We start from the raw sequence: 19273 nt of genomic DNA, 5'->3' as shown, positions 1-19273 counted from the left end.
GGGAACGTCCCGACTTCCAGCAGGAGGTACTCATGCCCAGTCGCACCGCCACCATCGCCGCCGAGTCTGGCCTGCACGCCCGCCCCGCCGCCATGTTCGTCCAAGCTGCCACCAAGTCTGGCCTGGCCGTCACCATTGGCCGCCCCGGTGAGGAGCCCGTGGATGCCCGTTCCATCCTCTCGGTGATGGGTCTGGGTGCCAAGAAGGGTGAGACCGTGGAACTCACGGCCGAGGGCGAGGGCGCTGACGACGTTCTTGCCAACCTGTGCACCGCCCTCGAGACTCCGAGCGCCTGATCATCATGAAGACTTTCTCTGGTCTGGGAGTCTCTGCCGGAATCGGCCAGGCTCCAGCACTACTCGTTGAACCAGCACCTGGCCTACCGGCACGTGATCCCAAGGGCGACACCGACGACGACGTGGCGAGGGTGACCGCTGCACTCAGCAAGGTTGCCGACCGCCTCGACGCACGTGCCCTGGAAGCTGATCCATCCGCCATCGGGGTGCTCATGGCCACTGCCATGATGGCCCGTGACCCCAGTCTGACGAGTTCCGTGCGCACCCACCTCGAGGAGGGCGACGGCCCGGCCCATGCCCTGTGGGGCGCCATTGACGACTTCTGCGCCCAACTCACTGCTGCTGGCGGATACCTGGCCGAGCGGGTCACCGACCTGCACAATGTGCGCGACCGGGCCCTGGCCGTCCTGCAGGGGCTGCCCGAACCGGGCGTTCCCGCCTTCGACTCCCCCGTCATCCTAGTGGCGGAGGATCTGGCCCCGGCCGACACCGCGACCCTCGATCCCGAGCTGGTACGCGGCCTGGTCACTGCTGCAGGTGGCCCGACCAGCCACACCGCAATTCTCGCCGCCCAGATCGGCATCCCCGCCGTGGTGCGCTGCCCGGGGATCCGTGAGGTCGAGTCGGGCACCGAGTTGGCCCTCGACGGAGTCTCGGGCACTGTGCTCGTCGAGCCCGACGAGCAGTCTGTCACCCAGCTCAGCGATCGCGCCGAACAACGTCGTGCCGTGCTCGACGCTGCTCCAGAAGGACCGGCACATCTTGGTGACGACACCCGGGTGTTGGTGCTCGCCAACATCGGCAGCTCGTCCGACGCCCCCACCGCGAAGTCCAAGGGGGCGGAAGGAGTCGGCCTGTTCCGTACCGAGTTCCTCTTCCTGGATCGCCACGACGCGCCCAGTCAGGACGAACAGGTCGAGGCCTACTCGAGTGTTCTCAACACTTTCGACGAGGACGCCAAGGTCGTCTTCCGTACCCTGGACGCCGGTGCCGACAAACCGCTGGCTTTCGCCGATCTGGGTCCGGAGGACAATCCAGCGTTGGGTCGACGTGGTCTGCGGCTGTCCCAGGTACGTACCGACCTCATCGACACCCAGTTGGCAGCCCTGGCGGAGGCCGCTGAGCGGACTGGACGCGACCCCTATGTCATGGCACCGATGGTCGCCACCCCTGCCGAGTCCACCTGGTTCGCCGAACGGGCTCGCGCCGCTGGGATCAAGACTGTCGGCATCATGGTCGAGGTCCCCTCGACCGCACTGCGGTCCGCGCAGGTTCTCGAGCCAGTGGATTTCGCCTCCATCGGCACCAACGACCTCACCCAGTACTGCATGGCAGCCGACCGTCTGCAGGGCGAGCTCGCCGAACTGCTCACCCCGTGGCAGCCGGCGGTGATCCAGCTCATCGGTGCCACCTGTGAGGGCGCCGGGGATCGACTCATCGGCGTGTGCGGGGAGGCGGCCGGAGATCCCCTGCTGGCCTTGGTGCTCGTTGGCCTGGGGGTACGTTCCCTCTCGATGGCGGCTGGCAAGATCACCGCTGTCAAGGCCGCCCTGGCACTGCACTCTGCAGAGCAGTGCCGACGAATCGCCGAGGCTGCGCTGGCAGCTCCCAGTCCGCAGCAGGCACGTCAGGCAGCTCTGGACCTTGCCGACCCGTCCGTGGCGGTACTCATCGGCTGATCCATGCGATGACCTCACTCACGTGGGTGCCGGTTCTCCTGCAGGGCTGGCACCCACTGCTGTGGTCGCAGTGCCGTGCCCGGTGTGTCGCAGCATTGTGTCCGGCAGTCCGTCCTTCGATGCCCCAGCATGGTGGCCCGGATCCGGTTCCCCGTATGGTCTGGTGGACTTGCTACCCACGGTCCGCACAGGCAACCCCAATCAGATCATCATTGTTGCGGGAAACCGTTGACCAACGGCATGAACACACCCGTGGGGTGGGGCAGCTGGCCCCACCCCACGGGTGTGTTGCTATGAACTGTGTGTTCAGCTCTCGAGGGCCACGAGCCCCTGTCCACCCTGAACAGCGTCACCAACGGCAACCAAGATCTTCGTCACCTTGCCGTCGGCAGGGGCGTTGATCTCAGTCTCCATCTTCATGGCCTCCAGGGTGAGGAGGACGTCGCCAGCCTTGACGGCGTCACCCTCAGCACAGAGGATCTTTGCCACGGTGCCGGCCAGCGGGGCGGGAACCTCGCCAGCTCCAGCCTTTCCGCCGCCACCGGCCGAGGCCTTGAGGGCCGGGCCGGAGCCACCACCGAACATGATGGGGGCCAGCGGGGCATTCGGGGTCTTGTCGACATCGACGTCCACGTCGTACGCGACGTCGTTGACGGTCACCTTGAGTTTCATGTCATCTTCTCCGGGTCAACGAATCGAATGGTTCTGCAGAGCCCTGCGACCCTGACGGGTCCAGTTCTCTGACGGGGCGAAGCGGACGGCCTGAACCTTGCCGTCGTTGCCCAGGTATGCCGAAACAGCAGCGCTGATGGCCACCAGGACGTCCTCAGGGATGCCGGGGCTGGAGGCACGCAGGCGACCAACCTCTGCTTCGAGGCAATCCAGTCGCTTGGTGAGCGACTCGATCACGCGGTCCTTGTCGTTGTCAGTCATCTCTTCCTCACTCACTCAGCAGGGCATGACGCCGTGCTTCTTGGCCGGACGGGGCTGACGCTTGGTGGCGTAAGTCTCCAGGGCGACGGCGAGCTTGCGACGGGTGTCTGCCGGATCGATGACGTCGTCAACCTGCCCACGGGCAGCAGCCACGTAAGGCGTGTTGAAGGCGTTCTGGTATTCGTCGATCTTCTCGGCGCGGGTGGCAGCCGGGTCCTCGGAGGCCTTGATCTCGCGACGGAAGATGACGTTGGCAGCGCCAGCGGCACCCATGACGGCGATCTCGGCGGTGGGCCAGGCGTAAACGGCGTCGGCACCCAGGTCACGGTTGCACATGGCCAGGTAGGAGCCGCCGTATGCCTTGCGCAGCACGATCGTGATCTTCGGCACGGTGGCCTCGGAGTAGGCGTACAGCATCTTCGCACCGTGGCGGATGATGCCGCCGTACTCCTGCTGGACGCCCGGCAGGAAGCCGGGGACGTCCACCAGCTGCACCAGCGGGATGTTGAAGGAGTCACAGAAGGTGATGAACTCGGCAGCCTTGTCGGAGGCGTTGATGTCCAGCGACCCGGCCATGACCTTCGGCTGGTTGGCAACGATGCCGACGGTACGACCGTTGACGCGGGCGAAGGCGGTGACGATGTTGGTCGCCCAACCGGCCTTGACCTCCAGGTAGTCTCCCCAGTCGACGATCTTGGCGATGACGTCGCGAATGTCATAGGCCTTGTTGGTGTCCAGCGGGACGACGTCACGCAGGGACTCATCGGGGCTCACGTCATTGTTCGGGTTGACGATCTGGGCGTCCTCGGTGTTGTTCTGCGGCAGGAAGCTCAGCAGCTTCTGCGCGATGAGCATCGCGGCATCGTCGTCCTCGGCAACGAAGTGGATGTTGCCGGAGGTGGACATGTGCGCATCGGCACCACCGAGCTCGTCGGCGGTGACCTCCTCACCGGTGACCGACTTGATGACGCCGGGGCCCGTGATGAACATCTGGGCCTTCTTCGTCATGATGATGAAGTCGGTCAGCGCCGGGGAGTACGAGGCACCACCGGCACACGGGCCGGCGATGACCGCGACCTGCGGCACGACGCCCGACAGCTTGACGTTCGCGTAGAACATCTTGCCGTAGCCGGACAGCGAGTCGATGCCCTCCTGGATTCGGGCGCCGCCCGAGTCGTAGAAGAACACGAACGGGGTGCCGGTGAGCAGGGACTGCTCCATCGTCTCGACGACCTTGGTCGACTGGGTCTCACCAGCCGAACCACCCATGACGGTGAAGTCCTGGGAGGCCACGTGCACCGGACGACCACCGATGGTCGCGCGACCGGTGACCACACCGTCGGCGGGCACCTCGGCGGTGTCCATGCCGAACAGGGTGGTGCGGTGCTTGCGGAAGGCGCCGACCTCGTCGAAGGAGTAGGCGTCTACCAGGTTGTCGATACGCTCGCGAGCGGTCTGCTTGCCCTTGGAACGCTGTTTGTCGAGCCGAGCCTCGCCACCGCCAAGTTCAATGCGGTGACGCTCGTCGGCCAGCTGCTCAACACGACCTTCCATCGTGCTGGCGAGCTTGATTGTCTTCTTCTCAGCCATGATGGACGACTTCCTCACGCGGATTCGACGGTCACGTCGTGGCTACGGCCACCAACCGTCACGGTGTAGTTGATCGGACCGGCAATGGCGGTCGACTCTGCACCTTCTGCCTCAGCCTTGAGCTGAGCCTCCGTCATCGCGACGCTCTTGGGGCCCTGCGAGCGCTCCTTGAGGAACTTCGGGGCAACCCCCGGGAACAGGGCGTTGATGAGAACGTCCTCGTCGGTGCCGTTGAAGCCCTCGAGCTTCTCGGCCTCGGCAACCTGGGTGTCCCACTCGGGGTCGAGCAGGTCGGCCGGACGGCAGTCGATCGACTCCTTGCCGGTCTGCTTCTTGGCCATCTCGACGATGTCGGGGTTGAGGTCGCCAATCGGCTTGCCGTAGTACCCGAGCATGAGGTCAGCGAACTCAGCAGTGAGGTTCTTGTACTCGCCATTGCCCATGAGGACGTTGAAGACGGCCTGGGTCCCGACGATCTGGGACGACGGGGTGACCAGCGGCGGGTAACCAGCATCCTTGCGGACGCGCGGCACCTCCTTCATGACCTCGTCCATGCGGTCGCCAGCGCCCTGGGCCTCGAGCTGGGACTCCATGTTGGAGAGCATTCCGCCCGGGATCTGGGACTGGAAGATGTTGGTGTTGACCAGCGTCTTGGACTCGAACTTCTTGTACTTCGGACGAATCTTCTTGAAGTGATCGCGGATCTTGATGAGGCGATCCATGTCGAGGCCAGTGGTGTACTCGGTGCCCTCGAGCATCTCGACCAGCGACTCGGTGGGGTTGTGGCCCGGACCCAGCGACATCGAGGAGATGGCGGTATCGACGACGTCAACGCCAGCCTCGATGGCCTTCTGCAGGGTCACCATGGTGACGCCCGTGGTGGAGTGGCAGTGCAGGTTGATCTGCACGTCGGGGTGGTTCTCCTTGATGCCCTTGATGATGTCGAAGGCCGGCTGCGGCTTGAGCAGGGCAGCCATGTCCTTGAAGGCGATGGAGTCGGCGCCCATGTCGATGAGGCGGTCGGCCTGCTTGACGAAGCTCTCCGGGGTGTGGATCGGGGAGGTCGTGTAGCAGATCGTGCCCTGGGCGTGCTTGCCGACGCGCTTGACGGCGGCCATTGCGTGCTCGAGGTTGCGGGGATCGTTGAGGGCGTCGAAGACGCGGAAGACGTCCATGCCATTCTCGGCGGACTTCTCGACGAACTTGTCGACGACCTCGTCGTTGTAGTGACGGTAACCCAGCAGGTTCTGCCCACGCAGCAGCATCTGCAGACGGGAGTTGGGCATCAGCTTGCGGAAGGTGCGAAGCCTCTCCCACGGGTCTTCATTGAGGAAACGGATGCAGGAATCGAAGGTAGCTCCACCCCAGCACTCGACGGACCAGTAGCCAGCAGCGTCGATGTCGGCGCAAGCGTCGACCATGTCTTCCAGTGACATTCGGGTGGCAAGCAGGCTCTGATGCGCGTCGCGGAGCGCGAGCTCGGTAACGCCAATCTTTCGCGGACTCATGGGTCAATCCTTGCACCTTCCACAAGGCTTCGCTGACTCGGGGTCAAAGTTCCACAACTTAACAATGTTCAGCCGAGAGGCCGTTCAGACGATGGGCCCTGGAACTGCTCCACAGGCCCATCTCGGACACCTGGAACATGTTTGGGAAATCCTTCTGGGGCTTTGGGCAGTGCACTGGATGACTGGTCGCCACGGTGCGGCAGGCATACCTCACCACTGTCACACCACCAGGACCAGACCGCCTGCGAGCGAACCAGTCATGACCATGCTGAGCACTCTCGACCATCTCAGAGAACTCACGCCCGGCTCAGGGGCGACGCGTCGTCCCACCCAGAACCGATCTGCGGGAACCGACTCACGACTCACTTTCCCGTTGCCACCTCGGCAGCCAGTCGACGAATGTCAGTCACCAGGACGGCATCCCCGTCCTCGAGCCGTGCATCTGCCAGCTTGCGCAATCCTGCAACGACACTGGTGAGTTCGGCTGCCATCTCCTGGCTGGCACCGATCTGCTCCTCCACCTTCGGGGCCAGATCGGCAACTCCCTGCGACAACTCACGTTCACTGGCCATGTGCTGCCAGCTGGTGAGCAGTGCAGTGGGCATGGCCATGAGTTCTGCCAGCTCCCCGGTGCGAGAGGCTGCACTGGCCGCCAAGGAGCGCACCTCGTCCAGTCGGCGTGTGGCCTGCGACATGGCCTCCTCCACCGCGATCGAGAGGTCATCGATGGCAGGTAGCGCACGTTCCCACCCGGGCATCTCTGCCCAGATCTCGGAGATGAAGCTGCGCATCGACTCCACCTGGACGTGGGCAATCGCCAGGCGGAAACTGGTGAGATCGGCACTGGTGGCCAGGGCGTGGAGATCGGCAACGACCTCATCGATGAGCGGTGCAATCTCGGCATCCATACTCGTCCACAGGGTGAGGACGGACACCAGGGGTCGCAGAGCCGGTTCGGTGGACTGGCTTGAATCGGTGATGGCATCGGCAGTCCGCTTGGACTCGGCCATGGCTTCACCCAGGATGTGAGCGGTCCGACCGGCCTTGACCGACAGATCACTGAGATCCTCGAAGGTTGCCAACCAGGTGTCCACGACGTCACCAGCACGATTGGCCTGCGTGGACAGCCGCCCCAGAGCCGATTCGTCCGACATGCCGCGCGAGGGACGGCGCTGCAGACGACGACACGCGACCTCCTGCACCAGGACCTTGCGCATGAACGACCCGTAGTCAGGGAACCCAGCCTGCTCCAGGGCCGTCTGAACAGCGTCGAGCCCGCGGCGGGCGCGCTCCGGAGCACCGCATCCCTGCTCTCCAGCCACCCACTCGGCATCCCGGGCAGCTTGGTACACGGCCTCTGCGGCATTCTGCAGTTCGGAGACTTGCGGAGCGATGCGCACCGACAGATAGCCCTCGTCCAGCGGCACGATGGTGGCGAGCACGGTGTAGGTGGCACCGTCGGCAGCAAGGTTGTGGACGTAGGCGCAGAAGGGTTCGCCACCTTGGATGGTGTTCCACATGGCCAGGAACGCCGCCTTGGGCATCATGGGGTGTCGAATGATGTTGTGCGGCGCACCGATGAGATCATCCCATGGATACCTCGAAATGTCGACAAAGACAGAGTTCGCCTTTTCTATGACGCCCTTGGCGTCGGTGGTGGAGAAAAAGATCTCATCGGTTTCGACGATGCGCTGCTCCCCGGTTGGTTCTGGTCGTGACATGGCCTTCCTGATCTGTGTCGTAGGGATGCTGTGGTGTGGCGCCACAGGGTCTGCTCCGAACCTGCTCGCACATCCATGCCGCACTGTTCGTCACGAGATGAATCGTGACACCTTGGCACCCCGGGGTCAACTCAGAAGGTACCAGATGGTAAAATAAATATTTTTCTTAATTCTCGGAGGTACTGGTGACGGAGCTGTCACATGCAAGAACACCAGCCGCTTCCCACGACGTCGACCAGGACGCGACAACCAGCTGTGGAATCCAGGCCTTCATGGCATTGTCCGGGGAAACCCGGACTCCCACAGGTCTCGACGACATGGGCGCCCGTGGCCCGGATCCGGATCGACATCCCGAGTACGGCCCGTCACAGCGCGGCGAGAGATGCCTGACACCTTCCACGCCATCACAGTGCTGGTAGGTGTCTCCTTCCCAGGTATGCCGCGTACTCACAGGAGATCCTCAATGACGACGGTTTCTTTTGAAAAACAGTCCAGTGACAATAAGCTGAAGATGAAACCCATCCGCCATCCCCAGCCCCTACCATCCCTCACAGCAAGGAACGATCATGACGCTTCGTAGGTGAGTCATGGATCTGATCGGCATCATTCTCGCCCCCCACCATGTCCGCGAAATGCTTGATCGTCTGGCCGTGGGGAACGTCTCGCCTCCGCTGGTCACCTCCCACTGAAGTCAAGGACTGAGAACCGCTCCGAGCCATGTCACACAGTGACGACGCACAACAGGCCCTTCCCCGCCGTGCAGGAAATGGTGAATTTAGAGGGTAGAAAAACTCAAATGGACGATCCGGACGTTTCATCAGACCTGACACCATTCAAGCCTTGGAGATGACAATGCATGTCAAGACCGTTGCCACATATGTTGTCTGTGGCATCCTCTCTGCAGCAGCAGGAGTCGGTGGCACCGTGGTGTGCCTGCACCATGATGACGAACTCGGGGTGGGTGACGTCGGCATGGCAACCTATTTCGCCGAGGCCATCTCGACCCCTGACACCATCGACAACTACCGAGTACAAGATCTCATCGCACCCAACACCGGCTGGGACAGTCACTCCAAGAAAGCCGAAGCGTGGGGTCACGCCATTTACAAGGCCTTCAACACCGACTCGGCCGGGTTGAATGAGGGAATCCTCATCTCCGATGGGCCCCTTCCGACAGGATCGGCGGACATCTACTCACGAGCAACGGCAAAGCCAATCATGACGGTCATCATGACACCCGTCGATGGTAAGGGATGGCTCGTCAACTGGAACGCCACGGTGCGCGCCAACACGACCCCACCGCCACCGCTACCATCACATCGCTGACGCAGGAGCCACATGCATGACCCCGGTTGATTCCGCAAGGAACCGACCGGGGTCGTGCAGTCACATTCAGGCATTCATGGCATTGCCCTCGGAACCCAGACGCTCACAGGCCTCGACGACGCGAGCAGCCATACCGGTCTCGGCCTTCCGACCCCACGAGCGCGGGTCGTACATCTTCTTGTTGCCGACCTCACCGTCGATCTTCAACATGCCGCTGTAGTTGGTCATGACGTGATCGACGACCGGGCGGGAGAAGGCGTACTGGGTGTCGGTGTCGACGTTCATCTTGACGACGCCGTAAGACACCGCGTCGGCGATCTCCTGGGCCGTGGAGCCCGAACCACCGTGGAAGACGAGGTCGAATGGCTTGTCCTTGCCGTACTTCTTGCCGCACTCGTCCTGGATCTCCTTGAGGATCTCCGGACGCAGCTTGACGTGTCCGGGCTTGTAGGCGCCGTGGACGTTGCCGAAGGTAAGGGCCGTGATGTAGCGACCCTTCTCGCCCAGACCGAGCACCTCGAGGGTGCGCATGCCGTCTGCGACGGTGGTGTACAGCTTCTCGTTGATCTCGCCGGTCACACCGTCCTCCTCGCCACCGACGGCACCGACCTCGATCTCGAGGATGATCTTGGCCTTGGCGGTACGGCTGAGCAGCTCCTCGGCGATCTGCAGGTTCTCCTCGACCTCAATGGCCGAGCCGTCCCACATGTGGGAGTTGAACAGCGGGTCCTGGCCCTTGTCGACGCGCTGCTGCGAGATGGCGATGAGCGGGTTGACGTATGTATCCAGCTTCTCCTTCTGGCAGTGGTCGGTGTGCAGGGCGATGTTCACCGGATAGTTCTTGGCCACGACGCGGGCGTACTCCGCCAGGGCAACGGCACCGGTGACCATGTCCTTGACCTTCTGGCCCGAGGCGTACTCGGCACCACCGGTGGAGATCTGGATGATGCCGTCCGAGCCAGCCTCGGAGAACCCTTGCAGGGCCGCATTGAGAGTCTGCGATGAGGTCACGTTGATGGCCGGATACGCAAAGCCCTTCTGCCTTGCGCGATCGAACATTTCAGCATATACCTCAGGAGATGCGATGGGCATGGATATGCACCTTTCTGCGTTGGTAGCTCGCAGCACCTGACTCTATCGTTCATCACTGCGCAGCAGAACCCTATGTGACAACTTGCACGAATGATCATATCAAGTCACATATACCCACATTCCTGGTTGCGCGTCGGGTAGGTTCGTCAGCGAGTCAGAACCCGACGCTCAGCAGGTGCCGCAGAGTCAGGCCGGCCCGACCTGATCAGCGCACTCCAGACGTTGCCGACCGCCAGAACACTGCATGGCAGCCATGTCAATGGTCTGCGGCGCGGCACCGAGCCACGACGTGGGTACCTGCCACCGCTGCAACTGTTCTCCCCGCCCCTGCTCGACGACGAGGATGGGTTCATGATGGGACGGTTCCACGGCAAACCGTGTGAGATCCTGCCAGTTCACCTGGTCGAACCGGGCATCCTCCGGTGCCCCGGCCACCTGCACTGCCAAAGTGGCGTCATCGAAATCGCCATGGTTGCGCAGACTGGTTCGCACGGCGACGCCGGCGCCGTCGACACGCAGTGCAGTCCCCTCGCCAATCCCCAGCAGATCCTTGCGTGCCGAGCGCAGTCGCACGGCCTGCACCGCCCACAACACCGCAAGCAGTACCGCCCACAGGGTGATGATCCACACGACGGTGGTCGTGTCGAAGTCGACCTTGGCGATGGCCAGGACGACGATGACGACGGCAACGGCCAGAAGGGTCTGCACGACGATGCGCAACCGCAACGACTGGAAGCGCGCGACTCGTCCGGCTGTGGGCACCGGGTTGAAGGCCACGAGCAGAGCAGATGATGACGACGCCATGTGTTCAGCCTATCCGGTCAGGGATGGACAGGATGTTGCATGCCCCAGGCCCACATGGCGATGGCGGCGGCAGCACCGGCGTTCATGGACCTGGTGGACCCGTACTGGGTGATGGCGACGAGCTGGCTGCACCCGGCAACCACCTCGTCAGTGAGCCCAGCGCCCTCCGAACCAAAGACCAGGCAGCAGTCCCGCGGCAGGGTGGCCAATTCCAGCGCCACCGATCCGGGCAGATTGTCGACACCGACCGGAGTGATGTCGTGAGCCTCCAGCCAGGTGAGGAAGTCGGGAACGTCGGGATGGTGGTGAATGTGCAGGTAGCGATCGGTGACCATCGCACCGCGTCGATTCCACCGTCGTCGGCCCAGGATGTGCACCCCGGCCACGTTGAACGCATTGGCGGTGCGCACCACCGAACCGATGTTGAAGTCGTGCTCCCAGTTCTGGATGGCGATGTGCAGTGGACGACGACGGGTGTCAAGCTCGGCGACGATCGCCTCGACACTCCAGTACCGATACCGATCAACGACATTGCGCCGGTCACCGTGTTCCAGCAGGTCCGGGTCGAGCCGGGCATCCTCCGGCCACGGTCGCGCAGCAGGACCGACCCCCACCGCCGTGGAACCCGTCGCTGCGTTTGCAGTGGTCAGGCCGCTTCGTCCCGGGATGCACACGGACGGATCGTCGGGCAACTCGCCGTGGTCATGGGCACACACGAATGTAACGGTACTCTGGAAGCCATGCCGAGTCTCCTCATCACGCTGATTCCACTGCTCATGCCAGCTTGGTTGGATCCGCAACACATCATCGAAGCCGCCGGAGCAGCAGCGCTGTGGATCGTTGCCCTCATCGTCTTCGCCGAGTGTGGGCTCGCGGTGTTCTTCATGCCAGGTGACTCCCTGCTCTTCGCGTTGGGCATGTTCGCAGCCGTTGGCGTCAACTCCGAGGTGCCACTGGTGCACTACGGATCACCTGCGTCGACCCTCGTCATCGTCAACATCGTCCTCATCATTGCGGCCATCGCCGGCAACACCGTTGGCTACTGGATCGGCCACGAGGTGGGGCCACGGCTCTTCCGACCTCGGGAGGGAGTCGCTGGCAAGGTGTTCGCCCCCGAGCACGTCGACAAGACCAACGAGTTCTTCGAGAAACACGGCGCCCCGGCACTGATCCTGGCTCGATTCGTGCCAATCGTGCGCACCTTCGTGACGATGGTCGGTGGCGTCGCACAGATGAACTTCCGCAAGTTCATCTCGTACACGGCGATCGGTGGAGTGCTGTGGGTACTCATCGCGGTGCAGGCTGGATACTTCCTGGGCCAGGTGGACGTCATCCGCAACAATTTCGAGGCGGCACTGCTGCTCATCATCGTCGTCTCACTCATTCCCATGGGGGTCGAGTGGCTCAAGGCGCGTCGCAAGGGTGCGGATGAGACCAACGCAGAGGACGCACAGACCGAACCCAAGGCGGCTGCTCGAGCGGAGTGAGCAGAACCTGACTCACCACCAGTCATCTCACCGCCAGTCATGGGAAAAACGATGACGGCCGGACGTGGTGTGGCCAGCCTGGTGGCTGACCGCCCAGCAAGGCTCAGCAGTGGCGTCGCCGTGCCGGGAACGTCTGGTACGCACGGTACCCGTCATCAGCGCGTACATTGAGTGGCGTCCTCGTACCGGGACGTCTGGCACCAGCCCCGCAAGTGGAGCCCGACCATGGCCGTCACGGCAGGTCATGGCCACCAAGGAGGCGACCCGGCGTAGCCTGGCATCAGCCTCCCACGGGGGGCACCCGCACGTTCCTCCGTGCCAATCGGCCCTGCCCACTCACGAGGCCCGCTCATTCACGGGCGAGGAGAGCCCGACGGTGGCGGCCACGACGGAGGATTCGTCATGGTGCGTTGCGCAGGACCGTCCGGCCGACGCGGGACCAGCCCGTACCGTATTGCCAGATTCCGGGGGTCCGCTCCCTCGGCCAACAACTGCTCATAGTCGTGCACCGTCCGGATCCACCGATTCATCGGGGCGGACCATGCCAGGATCATGCAGACGATGACCATGAGCCTCGCGACCGGAATGGTGAGTTCAAGATCAAAGGTGAGGAAATACAGCCAGTAGACGGCCAGGGCTGTGAAGAGGATGCGATCGATGACATGTCCCCTGCCCATCGTCACCGTCAACGTGAATGCCGCAATCGGGACGAGGAAGACCTTCACCCAGTCGCCCGAGGCGATGGCCAGGGCATATGAGTTGAGGAACGCGGCCAGGGCATTGTCCGACAACGATGAGCCAAGGACGAGGGCGCCAAGCAGCAACATCCACCCAGCCACACCGCCTCCGACGATGATGCGTATTGCCGTGAGCACACCTGGCTGACGCAGGGGTGAGCGCTGCTGCAACGCATACGCTCGATGCGGGTCTTTCCATGGATACATCCCGTCCATCCTATGCGGGATACCGTGGGAGCATCGACTCGTGCGCCCCCTGCCGGGCCACCTCTGTGCACTCCAAGAACCACCAGAAGGATCCGTCATGTCTGCCGCACCATCCCTGTCTGCCGATTCCACCTGCCCATGTGGGTCTGACGCACCACTGTCGCGGTGCTGCGGACCAGTTCTGGACGATCCACGCCGGGCCACCACTGCCGAGTCCCTCATGAGGTCGCGCTACACCGCGCACGTCCTGCACCACTGGCAACATCTGTGGGCAACCTGGCATCCGCGCACTCGTCCCGACGTCGTTGACGACCTGCCCATGGCCTGGACCGGGTTGACGATTGTCGACGTCGAGCAGGGACAGCCCGGCGATGAGCAGGGAATCGTGGAGTACGTCGCTCAGCACACCGCCGGGACGTTGCACGAGAAGGCCCGCTTCGAGTATCGAGCGCATCGGTGGCTCTACACCGACGGGGACCTGCTCGACTGACTTCCGCCGCGCAGCCTCCGAGCACATGGAGGCTCCTGACCTGCCCACCGGCGCCCCGCACGCATGGATCCCGTCCGCCCCGCCCGGACATGATCGTGACATCTGAAAGACAGCTGGCGTTCACGATGATGTGACGTCACCGTCTTTCGATCATGGTCTCATGGCATCCGGGGTGGACGGGGCCCATCGAGAGCCTTGCCAACCCGAGCCACGATCAGTTGGGAACACGAGGAGACAGGTTCATGTCGTCGATCAGTCGTCGTCTATTCGTCCAGGCCGGAGCCATGGTGACCCTGGCAGGGGTTGCCGTGCAGAGGGGATGGCCGGCCAATGCTGCCCCCTACACCAAGGACGGGACGGTTGACGGGCACCTCGGAGCACGTGGTTGCATCGCCCTGCTCCCCGACACCCAGTTCTACTCACGATACGGCGTCGAGTCAGCCGACCTGTTCGCCAAGCAGTACCCTGGCCTGCCCAACCCCTACGACTGTCAGACGCAGTGGATCGTCGATCACACCGCGGACTACCACATCGCCATGACCCACCACCTGGGTGACGTCTGCGACCAGTCCGGCGAGGGGCACGAGGACCAGTACGTCGTGGCCGATCGTGCCATGAAAATCCTGGACGACGCCAAGGTGTCCTACTCGGTGATCCCGGGCAACCACGACGTTGCCGACGACTTCCACTACTACCGCACGTGGTTCCCCAAGGATCGTCAGGCCCACTCCCCGAGCTTCCGCGAGATGGGGCCGAGCGGGATGTCGAACTGGCACGAGTTCACCGTCGCCGGCGTACCGATGATGGCCGTCAACGTGCCGTGGGGCTCCGACGGTGCAGACCTCGACTGGGCCGAGTCGGTGCTGAACGCCCACCCGACGGTGCCGACGATCATCACCACCCACCAGATCATCGACATCTCCCCCGACGGCACCGCGCTGTCCACCAGCTTCGGGCAGCGGCTGTGGGACCGGCTCATCAACCATCACAACCAGGTGTTCCTCACCGTCAATGGGCACCACCACGGGGCGACCAACCGCATCGTCACCAATGCTGCCGGTCAGCCGGTGTTCCAGCAGCTGCTCGACTACCAGATGGCCTACCAGGGCGGCAACGGGCTCATGGCGCTCATGGAGTTCGACTTCACCCACAACCAGCTGTGCCAGACCGCCTTCTCACCGTGGGTGCCACTCAAGGGTGAGCGTGCCAACTCGCTGGATCGCGCCCTGCTCACCGGGTCGGGAGACACCTGGGTGACGAGCTTCGACTTCGCCTCCCGGTTCGCCTCGTTCGACGCCGACTTCCACCCCACCGGTGAGGTTCCGGCAGCCACCACCGCCCTTCGCGCCCAGCTGCGCAAGGAGTTCACCCCGATCGCCGCACTGCCCCTCGTCAAGCCGGCGAACGATACGGACTACCCCACGCTTCCCGGAACCGTGGCCCACTGGCGTCCCACCGAGCAGGACGGCACGCTCGTCGAGCGAGACATCAGTGGCAATGGCAACGACATGACCCTGAAGAAGGCCGGGATCCTCACCAATGCGGCGGCTCTCGTCACCGACCACATGACGTACTCCAGTGCCGAGCACGCCGTTCGCTTCACGCCCAGGGCCAAGCACGTGTTCGCCTACTTCGCCACGGCCAAGGACGCCCCCGTCAACCGGGAGCGCTTCGAGCAGGGCTACACCTTCGAGACGTTCATCAAGATCGACAAGGACTACGGTTCGAGCAACTACTGGGGTGCCTTCGTCTGCCGAGGTGGTAGGCGAGGTGATCTGCCGAACTTCAAGGTGGCCGGGGCGGACACCGACGATCTGGAGGAACCGCCGCTGTCCGGGGCCATCTCGAGCCTCAAGGAGGTGCAATGGGCCTTCACCGACACCGCCAAGGTGGGCAATGGGTACTCGGTGTGGTCCGGTGACGTCGACCTCGACAAGTGGTACCACCTCGTCGTCGTCGACGACCCCAGGGAGGGTTCGGTCGTCATGTACATCGACGGCGTGCCCATGCTGCGCAACCAGTACGGCACCGCAGGCCGCGCCCACGGCATCAACGGTTTCGACGATCGCCCGTGGATCATCGGTGGCAGCATCTACGACAACATCATGAGCACCGGCTTCTTCGGGACCATCGGCGAGACACGGCTGGTCGACCATCCGACCACGCCTGCTCAGTGGCTCACTGCTCGGGCCAGCAGTGCACCGAGCCCCTCGGGCACCCCGACCTCTGAGCCCAGCCCCACGGCGAGCCCGTCCGGGTCTGCAGGGCCGAGCACCGGCCCCAGCTCGACGAGTCCCAACAACACGAGCCCCAGTACCACGAAACCCAGCGCCACGAAATCCAGTGCCACGGGGACTCCCGCCACACCAAGTGGCACCGGCTCGTCGGCCACGCCGGGTGCCAGCCCCACCGTTGCAGGCCCAGGGACTGCCGGCCAAGCCACCTCGGGTGGTGGGCACGGTGCGCCCCAGGCCCCGGGGGAAGGCGCCTGGCACCGGCTACGTCTTCCCCGGACCGGACGCTGAGCCTCAAGGCTGACACTGGACTCGACTACGCTGGAGTCCCCGATCCACTGGAGTCCCCGGGTGTGCTGGGGCCCTGGCTGCGCTGTGATCCTCTGCCGAGGGCCACAGGCTGGGCCAGGGCTGGCACGGGACGAGCTGGCGGACCTCAGAGAATTCGCAGGCCGTCGCCGTCCTCGGTGCCGTCGAAGGTCACCGTACTGCCCTCGGTGACCTGCCCGGCCAGGACGCGACGTGCCAGCTGGTCCTCGATCGTCGTCTGGATCTGACGACGCAGTGGACGAGCCCCGTAGACCGGGTCGAACCCGGCTCTGGCAAGCCATTCCTTGCCGGCATCGGTCACCTCGACACGAATCCGACGATCCGCCATCCGCGCATTGAGCTTGGCGATGTTGGTGTCGACGATGCGCGTGAGATCGGCCATCGACAACGGATCGAACATGATGATGTCGTCCAGCCGGTTGAGGAACTCAGGACGGAAGGTGGCACGCACCGTCGTCATCACCGACTCGTGCTTCTGCTCGGCCGACAGACTCGCGTCGGAGAGGAACTGCGATCCCAGGTTGCTGGTGAGCACGAGGATCGTGTTGCGGAAGTCGACCGTGCGCCCCTGGCCGTCGGTGAGACGCCCGTCGTCGAGCACCTGCAGCAGGATGTTGAAGACGTCGGGGTGGGCCTTCTCCACCTCGTCGAGCAGGATGACCGAGTAGGGCCGACGCCGCACGGACTCGGTGAGCTGGCCGCCCTCCTCGTAACCGACGTATCCCGGGGGCGCACCGACCAGCCGTGAGACCGAGTGCTTCTCCATGTACTCGCTCATGTCGATACGCACCATGGCGGTCTCGTCGTCGAAGAGGAACTCGGCCAGGGACTTGGCGAGTTCGGTCTTGCCGACGCCAGTCGGCCCCAGGAAGAGGAACGATCCGGTGGGTCGGTTGGGGTCGGAGATACCTGCCCGGGAGCGCCGTACCGCGTCGGCGACGCTCCGAACCGCACGATCCTGGCCGATGAGGCGCTCATGGATGCGCTCCTCCATGTGCAGCAGCTTCTCCTGTTCACCCTGCATCATGCGTCCCACCGGGATACCGGTCCACGCCGAGACGACCTCGGCGACGTCGGTGCCCGAGACCTCCTCGGAGACCATCCGGGTGGTCTCCTGCTCGTCCTGGGCAGCCTGGGCGAGCTCCTGCTCCAGGGCTGGGATCTGACCGTAGAGGATCTCGGAGGCCTTGCCGAAGTCTCCCTCCCGCTGGTGTTTCTCGGCAGTGGTGCGCAGTGAGTCGATCTGCGTCTTGAGCTCACCGACCTTGTTGAGACCAGCCTTCTCGGCCTGCCAGCGCGCCTCCAGACCGCGCAGGGCCTCCTGCTTGTCGGCCATGTCGGTGCGCAACCGGTCCAGACGTTGCCTGCTGGCCGGGTCGTCTTCCTTCTCGACGGCGAAGATCTCCATCTTCATGCGGTCCACGTCCCGACGCAGCGTGTCGATCTCCTCCGGGGAGGAGTCGATCTCCATGCGCAGCCGTGAGGCAGCCTCGTCGATGAGGTCGATGGCCTTGTCGGGGAGCTGTCGGCTGGTGATGTACCGGTTCGACAGGCTGGCGGCGGCGACGAGGGCGCCATCGGTGATGCGCACCTTGTGGTGGGCCTCGTAGCGTTCCCGCAGGCCGCGCAGGATGGCGATGGTGTCCTCCACCGTGGGCTCACCGACGTAGACCTGCTGGAAACGACGTTCCAGGGCCGGGTCCTTCTCGATGCGCTCGCGGTACTCGTCCAGTGTGGTGGCGCCAATCATGCGCAGTTCACCGCGAGCGAGCATGGGTTTGAGCATGTTCCCGGCATCCATGGCGCCCTCGCCAGAGGCTCCGGCACCCACGACGGTGTGCAGCTCGTCGATGAAGGTGATGACCTTGCCCTCGGCCTCCTTGATCTCGTTGAGGACGGCCTTGAGGCGCTCCTCGAACTCACCGCGGTACTTGGCCCCGGCAACCATCGAGGACAGGTCCAGGGAGACGACCTGCCGCCCCCTGAGGGAGTCCGGCACGTCACCGGCGACGACGCGCTGGGCGAGCCCCTCGACGACTGCGGTCTTGCCGACGCCGGGCTCACCGATGAGCACCGGGTTGTTCTTGGTACGCCTGGCCAGCACCTGGACGACGCGACGGATCTCGGCGTCCCGGCCGATGACCGGATCGAGTTTGCCGGACCGGGCCCGCTCGGTGAGATCGACGGAGTACTTGGCCAGCGCCGACTCCCCACCCTCGGACTCCTCGGAGGTGACACGACGGTCACCGCGAGCCTCGTTGAACGCGGCAGTGAGGGTGTCGGGCTTGAGTCCCAGCCCGGTCAGACCCGTCTGGACGTCGGAGGGTACCGCCGTCAACGAGATGAGCAGGTGTTCGGTGGCGACGAAGGAGTCGCCCAGCGCCTCGGCCCGGTTCTGGGCGTCGGCGACGACCCGGGCGAAAGCACCCGAGAGCTGCGGCTGGGCCACGGAGGCCCCGGAACTGGACGGGAGTTTGGCCATGGCGTCGGTGGCGAGGCCATCCACGGTCTTGGGATCGATGCCCAGTGACGTCACCAACGGCCCGACGGTGTTGTCGGGAATGGTGAACAGGGCGTGCAGCAGGTGCGAGGGCTCCACGGACGGGTTCCCGTGGGCCAACGCGTGCCGAGAGGCGGCGGTGACCGCGTCCCGGCTCATCGTGGTGAGATTTGTGTCCATCTTTCCTCGCTTGGATCATGCTCATCGTGACGGACGACCAGAACCGTCATCAAAGTTGAGCGTCTTCGACTCAACTCTACTCCGAGAGTCAAGAGCGCCTGCGGAATCATCGCGTGGAACCACTCGGGAGAACCCTCCGCCACGAACTGACAAGGGAAA

General features: G+C 64.0%; 16 protein-coding genes. 6 read left to right on the top strand and 10 right to left on the bottom strand.

The window, feature by feature from the left end:
- Window positions 1-32: 32 nt before the first annotated feature.
- Window positions 33-296 (top strand): HPr family phosphocarrier protein, encoded by a 264-nt coding sequence (locus ACP8JZ_RS01440; protein ID WP_023034936.1) that lies wholly within the window; start codon window positions 33-35, stop codon window positions 294-296.
- 5 nt (window positions 297-301) lie between these two features.
- Window positions 302-1975, top strand: a complete 1674-nt coding sequence (gene ptsP, locus ACP8JZ_RS01435; RefSeq protein ID WP_484482569.1) for a phosphoenolpyruvate--protein phosphotransferase — start codon at window positions 302-304, stop codon at window positions 1973-1975.
- A gap of 306 nt (window positions 1976-2281) precedes the next feature.
- Here the strand turns inward: ptsP and ACP8JZ_RS01430 are convergent, their stop codons facing one another.
- From ACP8JZ_RS01430 to ACP8JZ_RS01410, 5 genes are all read right to left on the bottom strand, one after another.
- Window positions 2282-2647, bottom strand: coding sequence for a biotin/lipoyl-containing protein (locus ACP8JZ_RS01430; protein WP_021103933.1), 366 nt, complete (start codon window positions 2645-2647; stop codon window positions 2282-2284).
- A 15-nt stretch (window positions 2648-2662) separates the two neighbouring features.
- Window positions 2663-2908 (bottom strand): hypothetical protein, encoded by a 246-nt coding sequence (locus tag ACP8JZ_RS01425; RefSeq protein WP_021103932.1) that lies wholly within the window; start codon window positions 2906-2908, stop codon window positions 2663-2665.
- Window positions 2909-2923: 15 nt separating this feature from the next.
- Window positions 2924-4498: an acyl-CoA carboxylase subunit beta gene (locus ACP8JZ_RS01420; protein WP_306516863.1), complete on the bottom strand. Its 1575-nt coding sequence runs from the start codon at window positions 4496-4498 to the stop codon at window positions 2924-2926.
- Window positions 4499-4512: 14 nt separating this feature from the next.
- Complete coding sequence (locus ACP8JZ_RS01415; protein ID WP_021103930.1) at window positions 4513-6006, bottom strand: methylmalonyl-CoA carboxytransferase subunit 5S; 1494 nt, start codon at window positions 6004-6006, stop codon at window positions 4513-4515.
- Window positions 6007-6368: 362 nt separating this feature from the next.
- Window positions 6369-7727, bottom strand: a complete 1359-nt coding sequence (locus tag ACP8JZ_RS01410) for an aerotaxis receptor Aer (protein ID WP_484482568.1) — start codon at window positions 7725-7727, stop codon at window positions 6369-6371.
- 891 nt (window positions 7728-8618) lie between these two features.
- Here ACP8JZ_RS01410 and ACP8JZ_RS01405 point away from each other — a divergent pair.
- On the top strand, window positions 8619-9053 hold the full coding sequence (locus ACP8JZ_RS01405) for a hypothetical protein (RefSeq protein WP_036957765.1): 435 nt from the start codon (window positions 8619-8621) through the stop codon (window positions 9051-9053).
- Between the two features lie 66 nt (window positions 9054-9119).
- On the opposite strand, the gene fbaA is transcribed toward ACP8JZ_RS01405, so the two are convergent.
- From fbaA to ACP8JZ_RS01390, 3 genes are all read right to left on the bottom strand, one after another.
- A complete protein-coding gene (fbaA, locus tag ACP8JZ_RS01400; RefSeq protein WP_277102021.1) occupies window positions 9120-10145 on the bottom strand; it encodes a class II fructose-bisphosphate aldolase in 1026 nt (341 codons plus the stop codon).
- A 186-nt stretch (window positions 10146-10331) separates the two neighbouring features.
- Entirely contained in the window at window positions 10332-10949 is a 618-nt protein-coding gene (locus ACP8JZ_RS01395; protein WP_484482567.1) for a hypothetical protein, read from the bottom strand.
- Window positions 10950-10966: 17 nt separating this feature from the next.
- Window positions 10967-11563, bottom strand: a complete 597-nt coding sequence (locus ACP8JZ_RS01390) for a TrmH family RNA methyltransferase (protein WP_286321839.1) — start codon at window positions 11561-11563, stop codon at window positions 10967-10969.
- A 126-nt stretch (window positions 11564-11689) separates the two neighbouring features.
- Between ACP8JZ_RS01390 and ACP8JZ_RS01385 the strand changes: the two genes are divergently transcribed.
- Complete coding sequence (locus ACP8JZ_RS01385) at window positions 11690-12436, top strand: DedA family protein (protein ID WP_323458694.1); 747 nt, start codon at window positions 11690-11692, stop codon at window positions 12434-12436.
- Window positions 12437-12789: 353 nt separating this feature from the next.
- Here ACP8JZ_RS01385 and ACP8JZ_RS01380 read toward each other — a convergent pair whose 3' ends face one another.
- Window positions 12790-13380: a hypothetical protein gene (locus ACP8JZ_RS01380; RefSeq protein WP_484482566.1), complete on the bottom strand. Its 591-nt coding sequence runs from the start codon at window positions 13378-13380 to the stop codon at window positions 12790-12792.
- Between the two features lie 97 nt (window positions 13381-13477).
- Between ACP8JZ_RS01380 and ACP8JZ_RS01375 the strand changes: the two genes are divergently transcribed.
- Together ACP8JZ_RS01375 and ACP8JZ_RS01370 are read left to right on the top strand one after the other, a co-directional pair.
- On the top strand, window positions 13478-13870 hold the full coding sequence (locus ACP8JZ_RS01375) for a YchJ family protein (RefSeq protein ID WP_323458692.1): 393 nt from the start codon (window positions 13478-13480) through the stop codon (window positions 13868-13870).
- A 242-nt stretch (window positions 13871-14112) separates the two neighbouring features.
- The gene (locus ACP8JZ_RS01370; RefSeq protein ID WP_484482565.1) at window positions 14113-16395 is read left to right on the top strand and encodes a LamG-like jellyroll fold domain-containing protein; all 2283 of its coding nucleotides are present in this window, start codon (window positions 14113-14115) and stop codon (window positions 16393-16395) included.
- A 145-nt stretch (window positions 16396-16540) separates the two neighbouring features.
- Here the strand turns inward: ACP8JZ_RS01370 and clpB are convergent, their stop codons facing one another.
- Entirely contained in the window at window positions 16541-19114 is a 2574-nt protein-coding gene (gene clpB / locus ACP8JZ_RS01365) for an ATP-dependent chaperone ClpB (RefSeq protein ID WP_484482564.1), read from the bottom strand.
- Window positions 19115-19273: the final 159 nt, after the last annotated feature.

Source organism: Cutibacterium sp. LaCa_286, assembly GCF_057198075.1.
Note: the sequence above shows the minus strand (reverse complement) of the source record. Positions and strands in the feature narration are given on the sequence as shown.

Excerpts from the sequence above, each read along its gene's own strand:
- ACP8JZ_RS01380 (WP_484482566.1), bottom strand. The coding sequence starts at position 13,380 with ATGTATCCATGGAAAGACCCGCATCGAGCGTATGCGTTGCAGCAGCGC.
- ACP8JZ_RS01410 (WP_484482568.1), bottom strand. The coding sequence starts at position 7,727 with ATGTCACGACCAGAACCAACCGGGGAGCAGCGCATCGTCGAAACCGAT.
- ACP8JZ_RS01395 (WP_484482567.1), bottom strand. The coding sequence starts at position 10,949 with ATGGCGTCGTCATCATCTGCTCTGCTCGTGGCCTTCAACCCGGTGCCC.
- ACP8JZ_RS01415 (WP_021103930.1), bottom strand. The coding sequence starts at position 6,006 with ATGAGTCCGCGAAAGATTGGCGTTACCGAGCTCGCGCTCCGCGACGCG.
- ACP8JZ_RS01385 (WP_323458694.1), top strand. The coding sequence starts at position 11,690 with ATGCCGAGTCTCCTCATCACGCTGATTCCACTGCTCATGCCAGCTTGG.
- ptsP (WP_484482569.1), top strand. The coding sequence starts at position 302 with ATGAAGACTTTCTCTGGTCTGGGAGTCTCTGCCGGAATCGGCCAGGCT.
- ACP8JZ_RS01370 (WP_484482565.1), top strand. The coding sequence starts at position 14,113 with ATGTCGTCGATCAGTCGTCGTCTATTCGTCCAGGCCGGAGCCATGGTG.
- fbaA (WP_277102021.1), bottom strand. The coding sequence starts at position 10,145 with ATGCCCATCGCATCTCCTGAGGTATATGCTGAAATGTTCGATCGCGCA.
- ACP8JZ_RS01425 (WP_021103932.1), bottom strand. The coding sequence starts at position 2,908 with ATGACTGACAACGACAAGGACCGCGTGATCGAGTCGCTCACCAAGCGA.
- clpB (WP_484482564.1), bottom strand. The coding sequence starts at position 19,114 with ATGGACACAAATCTCACCACGATGAGCCGGGACGCGGTCACCGCCGCC.
- ACP8JZ_RS01420 (WP_306516863.1), bottom strand. The coding sequence starts at position 4,498 with ATGGCTGAGAAGAAGACAATCAAGCTCGCCAGCACGATGGAAGGTCGT.
- ACP8JZ_RS01440 (WP_023034936.1), top strand. The coding sequence starts at position 33 with ATGCCCAGTCGCACCGCCACCATCGCCGCCGAGTCTGGCCTGCACGCC.
- ACP8JZ_RS01430 (WP_021103933.1), bottom strand. The coding sequence starts at position 2,647 with ATGAAACTCAAGGTGACCGTCAACGACGTCGCGTACGACGTGGACGTC.
- ACP8JZ_RS01375 (WP_323458692.1), top strand. The coding sequence starts at position 13,478 with ATGTCTGCCGCACCATCCCTGTCTGCCGATTCCACCTGCCCATGTGGG.